The organism is Nonomuraea sp. NPDC048901 (assembly GCF_040649695.1).
Lineage (GTDB): Bacteria > Actinomycetota > Actinomycetes > Streptosporangiales > Streptosporangiaceae > Nonomuraea.
The window spans coordinates 37,274-42,429 of record NZ_JBEZFW010000041.1 but is presented as its reverse complement, the minus strand read 5'-3'; the positions used below and the strand labels follow the sequence as shown (position 1 = coordinate 42,429).

Sequence of the window (5,156 nt, the reverse complement as noted above, 5' to 3'; positions counted from 1 at the left end):
GATCGCGTCGAGATCGACGTGCTTGGATCCGCGGTACACGTACCGGTGGATCTTCGCCCGTTCAGCCTTGTTCGTGTACGACAGGTTCGCCGAAGGGATCCGGTGGAACTTGAAAATGTCCGGCCTCTGCGACTCCGACGTCCGCTGCGCCACCGACTCCTCGGAAGGATCCCAGGCGTTCGACGTCTCCATCGTCCGGCCGCCCATGCCGGCGGCGCCGCGGCGCTGAGTCTCGGCGACGCGCACCATCTTGTTCGTCTTCGTGTACAGCCCGGTCTCGTCCTGCATGGCGAACGTGATCGGGTTGCCCAGCCGGGACGTGGCCGACGACGTCACCACGTCGATGCGGCCGTCGTTCGGGAGGCGGATGAACTCCTCGCCCGTCCGCATCAACTCCGCGAGCGGGCCGTTCTTGGCCATCGCCTGAAGCGGCCGGTACACGTTGTCGACTTGGTCTTCCGACGTGGCGAGAAGCTGGATCAACGGCGTCGGCCACGGCATGCCCATCGGCTCGCCCGGCTCGTACTCGTACGACCAGCCGCAGCCGCAGCCGTAGTCGCGGCAGTCATACACTTCGTTGCCGGTCGACCAGCCCGCGAAAAGGGCGGGACCTACAGCCTCGACGCAGATGATCGACGCCGACCACGGCCCTTTCCCGGTCTTCTGGGGCGCGATGACCTGCGAACGCCGGTTGTGGAACGCGGGCGCCAGCTGGCCGAGACGAGCGTCGGGCTTGACCCGGTAGTGATTGACCGTGCACCACAGTTGCCAGTCGTACAGCTCGAACTGGATGCCCTTAAGGAACCCATCCGGGACGCTGCAGTGCTCCTCTATCCAGTCCGCCGCCACCCACAGGGTCGGGAAGTCGACAACGTAGTCACTCGCCGGCGGCATCGCCGGGGACCACGGTCAGCCTGGTCCGCGCAGATTTACGCGCCGGAGCCTTCCGCGTCCTAGCGCTCTCATCCGTGGGGGCGTCGGTGAGCTTCCACCGGTTGCGGAGCATGCCCTGCGTCGACAGGCCGAGCGAGTCGAAGTATTGCCGGACCACCTTCTGCAGTTCGATCGAGCTTTTCGGCTGCTCCGCGCGAGCGAGCATCCGCACGCACATCGCGACCTCGTACAGCTGCCCCATCCGCTCCCACATGAGTGCCTGCGGCCGGGCCCAGAAGTCCGCCCACAGCTCCCACTCGCGTCCGTCCGGTTCGAGCAGCGGCCACTCGGGAGGGTCGCCTGCTCTGCCTCCGGAGGGGAGGGCTGTCCATGTGGCTGCGTCCGCTGGCCTGCTGCGCCGGAGCGCATTCGGGTCTGGAGCTGGTCCAGACGCGGCGTGTCCACCCTTCATGTGCATTCACTCCTCAGCCGCGTTGCGCGGCATCGGCGATGGTCACATTGCGTCACCATCAGAAGTTGATCAAGGACCTGTTGTCCTGGCGCACCCCACGGCGACCACCCCCGCGGTCCTCATTTCAGCATGTTTGTAGCGGGTCATCCCCCACCCCTGTCGCCGGTCCCGTTGCGGACAGTTACGACAATCGGAGCTGGGGACGGCAAGTCAGGCCCGATCCCGTTCGTGGAGCAGGGCAGCGATGCTGATCCACGTGTTGGCCAGGTCGTCGAGACGCTCCATCGAGACGAGGTTGGTTTCACCTTCGGCGTGGTAGAGGATGCGCGCTGCGTTGGCGAGGGCCACGTCTGTGGTGAGTGGTGTGGTGGTGTGCTGCTCGGCCACTCACGCCTCCCGATGGTGGTCCTTCAGGTGGGTGGCTGCCTCAGCCCACAGGGCAGGCAGGGTGGACACGCTGACGACGGCAGGATCTACGGAGGTGCTGCCGCCTCGGTCGTAGTGGGCGAGAGGCCGGCCGCCGTCGAAGTGGTCATGGCAGTGGAGGCCGACGTCACCGTTCTCGTCGCCTGAGAGGAAGAGGGCGGGGTGTAGGAGTGCGGCGATGAGGGAGTCGGTGGAGACCTTCACGACTGCGATCCCTCGCTGGAGTTGTCGCCTCGGTACTTGGCGAGGGCTTCGTGGACGTCGATCTCTCCCCGCCCGTCTCCGGAGTCCCACCACTCGACAGCAGTCCACACCTCGCCCAGCTTGGCGGCCATCTCTCGGGCGGCTTCAAGGTGTTCGATGACGGCCTTGGTTTCTGCTGCTACGTCGGCTGCGTAGGAGAGTCCTGCCAGGCGATCGGCCATCCGCGTCATGGCTTCGGGAACGAGGACCAGGTTGTAGAAGCGCGCCTGATCGCCCAGATAGCTGTAGCTGCCTCCCGAAATAACGATCACCTCTTCAGGCAAGTCGCGCAACTGGAGGATCTTGGATGGGGTTAGCTGTCGATCAGCCCGGTCTGGGCGAGCGTCAGCAGGAACAGGCCCGCGCAGACGAGTACGAGGACCCACGACTTCTGGATCCCGGCCACGACAGCGGCGGCGAGAAAAGTGACGAGGGCGAGCAGAAGCAGGACGTCCATGTTGATCTCCGTTTCCTGCGGTGATTACGGTCGGTAGGTGTAGAGCCCGGCTGAGCCAAGACCTGAGGTCCGGATTCTCGCCCGCTGTGATCAGATTGCGTTCCATCCGCCCGGTCTCGTGGATCCCGTCTTGCGGTTGTGGCAGTCGGTGCACATGCCCCTCATGCGATGCGGTGCGTCCGGGTCCTTCACGCCAGCGGCGAGCAGGTCCTTGCGTTCATGCGGGTGATGATCCGCCACCCTGCTGGGCGCCCCGCAGGGCGCGGCATGGCCGTGCTCGGCGTCGGGGCAGACGCAGCGAGGATCCCTGACGAGCACCGCGTTACGGGCGCTGTCCCAGGAGCGTCCGCCGTAGCCGCGCTCGTAGGCGCTGCCACGCGCCCGCTCGGCCTCGCTCCTACAGCCAGCACAGCGACCGCCCGAGGTGAGTTCAGCACAGCCGGGGCGGGAGCATACGGTCAGCGCCTTGCGTGCCATCAGGCGTCCGAGATGCTCAGCCATCCTGTGATGGCTGTCTCGGTGACACTCGAAGCGGTGACGCGCACCTTGTAGAACCAGATCGACGGCGACTCGGTGATGGCGTCCGGGAAGTCGAGGCGTATGGTGCCCGCTGCAGCATCCACGATCGTCACGCCTGAGCCCTCAGTCAGCGTGTATACGCCCGAGGCTGCGTCATCCTCGACATGCTGGCTGGTCTTCACCACGGCGAACACGTTGGCGGAGGCGAGCCCGAGCGGGCTTCCGCCGGATGTGATCTGGAAGGTGGCCTGCCCGTCGTCGTCCTCCGTGAGCGTGAGGTTGATCGTGTCGGGCATGGCCACCTCCTCAGAGCTGCTGTCCGCCCAGATCGGCCGCGGACAGGCGCGAACCGCCCAATCCTTGGGATGCGAGGCGGGATCCGCCGAGAGTCGCAGCGGAGACGAGAGAGCCGCCCAGATGGTCGAGGCTCGGCGGAGGCTCGCCGGTGGAAACGGACGGCGCCGGAATGGACGCCACCGCGGCTACGACGGGAGGCCGTGCCGTGCTGGAGATCAGCGCGGCGGGAACGGACGCGAACGCCTGGACGGCTGCCGCTGTGGCAGCGACCAGGGATGCGGTGGTCGGTGTCGGTACCGCGGCTGTAGCAAGGACGACCGCGGGCAGGGCGGTGGAGCTCGCGCCGGCCGATGGTGCCGGGATGTTGGCCGTGGTCGTGACGACCGCGGGCTGCGCTGTCGCGTTGCCGCCGGCCGTGACGGTGGGCGCCGGGATGTCAGCCGACGCCGTCACCACACTGGGTGTGGCTGTGGCTCCCGTACTGCTGTCTGGGCTCGGGATCGCCGCAGAAGCGCTCACCACGCCGGGAGACGCCGTCGAGCCAGCGGAGATCGCCGGGACTCCTACGGAAGCCGTAGCGGCCACCACAGACGGGCTCGCGGTGGATCCAGCCGTCACGGCCGGAGCCGGGATTGAGGCCGACGCTTGGACTGTGCTGGGGGACGCGGTCGTCGAGCTGCCCGATTGGACGCTCGGTGATGGAATCGACGCGACTGCGGAGACGACCGCCGGTGTGGCGGTCATGTCGTTGGCCACGCTTGGCGCCGGGATGGCGGCCGTCGCGGTGACGGTCGCAGGCGTAGCCACCTGTCCCGTGGCCACGGTAGGGGCGAGGACGGACGCCGTGGCCTGGACCGTCGCAGGTGATGCTGTGGAGCCAGCCGACACGCTCGGAGCTGGAACCGCAGCAACAGCTGTGACCGCAGGAGGACTCGCGGTTGAACCCGTCGCGGTCGCCGGCGTGGGGATGGTGGTGGTCGCCGGAACCACAGCCGGAGACGCGGTCGCCCCGGTGGAGGCGGTGGGCGCCGGGATGATGGCTGTGGCCCCGACGACGCTTGGGGCGGCTGTAGAGCCGGTGAAGACGTTCGGCGCGGGGACGGAAGCGGTGGCCGTGACGACTGCCGGGGAGGCCGCTGTGACGGCTGTGACGGTCGGAACGGGCACGCTCGCGGTCGCCTGCACCACTGCGGGCGAAGCGGTAGAGCCCGCGTGCGGTGTAGGAGCAGGGACGCTGGCGGTGGCCTGAACGACGGCAGGGCTTGCCGTGCTGCCCGTCGAGGTTGACGGGCCAGGAACCGACGCCGTGGCGGCTACCACGCCTGGCGTGGCCCTGGAACCGGCCGAGGTCGCAGGAGCGGAGACACTCGCCGTGGCTGCTACGACGGCCGGTGAGGCTGTCGAGCCGGCGCTGGGAGTCGGCGACGGGACCGAGGTAGTGCCCGTGACGGCCGCAGGCGTGGCGGTGGCGCTGCCGGTGGTGGGGGTGAGCGCGATCGACCAGGCGCCGATGGGGCCGCTCGTGCCGCCGAACGTGCGGGTTCCAGTCGCGCCGGCGACGCTGATGACCTGGTCGGCTTCGGCGTTGTACGCGAACGTCGAGGGCGGTGTCCGGAGTGTCATCCCGGACGGGGCGGTCATGTCGTGGACGATCTCGTCGGCGTACAGGCAGATGAGCCACGAGTTGGCGGCCGTGGTGGTGACGGACGGCGCGACCGCAGAGGCGGCGGCGGACTGGGCGGTCACCAGCGTCGAGGAGGCGGCCCGGTAGCACAGGATGTCACCCTGTTGCGCCCCCGCAGGCAGGACGCCGGTGAGGCTCTCGGCGTGGGAGGCGGCCACGAACTCGATGCCGCCGACGGACGTCGC

The 5,156-nt window shown here is 68.2% G+C and carries 8 protein-coding genes and 1 pseudogene; 2 read left to right on the top strand and 7 right to left on the bottom strand.

Translation table 11 applies throughout. The features are described from left to right. The 7 genes and pseudogenes from AB0C30_RS58505 to AB0C30_RS58475 form a co-directional block, all read right to left on the bottom strand. Nucleotides 1-894: pseudogene (locus AB0C30_RS58505) on the bottom strand (hypothetical protein); the annotation flags it as partial. After that, nucleotides 878-1,345, bottom strand: a complete 468-nt coding sequence (locus tag AB0C30_RS58500; RefSeq protein ID WP_357962007.1) for a hypothetical protein — start codon at nucleotides 1,343-1,345, stop codon at nucleotides 878-880. The pseudogene AB0C30_RS58505 and the gene AB0C30_RS58500, both read right to left, overlap by 17 nt. A gap of 210 nt (nucleotides 1,346-1,555) precedes the next feature. Next, nucleotides 1,556-1,732 carry a hypothetical protein gene (locus AB0C30_RS58495; protein ID WP_357962005.1) on the bottom strand — a complete coding sequence of 59 codons (177 nt, stop codon included), beginning with the start codon at nucleotides 1,730-1,732 and terminating at the stop codon, nucleotides 1,556-1,558. Beyond that, entirely contained in the window at nucleotides 1,733-1,975 is a 243-nt protein-coding gene (locus tag AB0C30_RS58490; protein ID WP_357962002.1) for a hypothetical protein, read from the bottom strand. It abuts the gene before it with no gap. Then, nucleotides 1,972-2,307 (bottom strand): hypothetical protein, encoded by a 336-nt coding sequence (locus AB0C30_RS58485; RefSeq protein WP_357962000.1) that lies wholly within the window; start codon nucleotides 2,305-2,307, stop codon nucleotides 1,972-1,974. Before AB0C30_RS58485 ends, AB0C30_RS58490 begins: the two co-directional genes overlap by 4 nt. Nucleotides 2,308-2,327: 20 nt before the next feature. Then, a complete protein-coding gene (locus AB0C30_RS58480; protein ID WP_357961997.1) occupies nucleotides 2,328-2,471 on the bottom strand; it encodes a hypothetical protein in 144 nt (47 codons plus the stop codon). Between the two features lie 476 nt (nucleotides 2,472-2,947). Next, nucleotides 2,948-3,286 carry a hypothetical protein gene (locus AB0C30_RS58475; protein ID WP_357961995.1) on the bottom strand — a complete coding sequence of 113 codons (339 nt, stop codon included), beginning with the start codon at nucleotides 3,284-3,286 and terminating at the stop codon, nucleotides 2,948-2,950. Between the two features lie 206 nt (nucleotides 3,287-3,492). On the opposite strand from AB0C30_RS58475, the gene AB0C30_RS58470 reads away from it, so the two are divergent. Then, nucleotides 3,493-4,536, top strand: a complete 1,044-nt coding sequence (locus AB0C30_RS58470) for a hypothetical protein (protein WP_357961992.1) — start codon at nucleotides 3,493-3,495, stop codon at nucleotides 4,534-4,536. 78 nt (nucleotides 4,537-4,614) lie between these two features. After that, complete coding sequence (locus AB0C30_RS58465) at nucleotides 4,615-5,058, top strand: hypothetical protein (RefSeq protein ID WP_357961989.1); 444 nt, start codon at nucleotides 4,615-4,617, stop codon at nucleotides 5,056-5,058. Nucleotides 5,059-5,156: the final 98 nt, after the last annotated feature.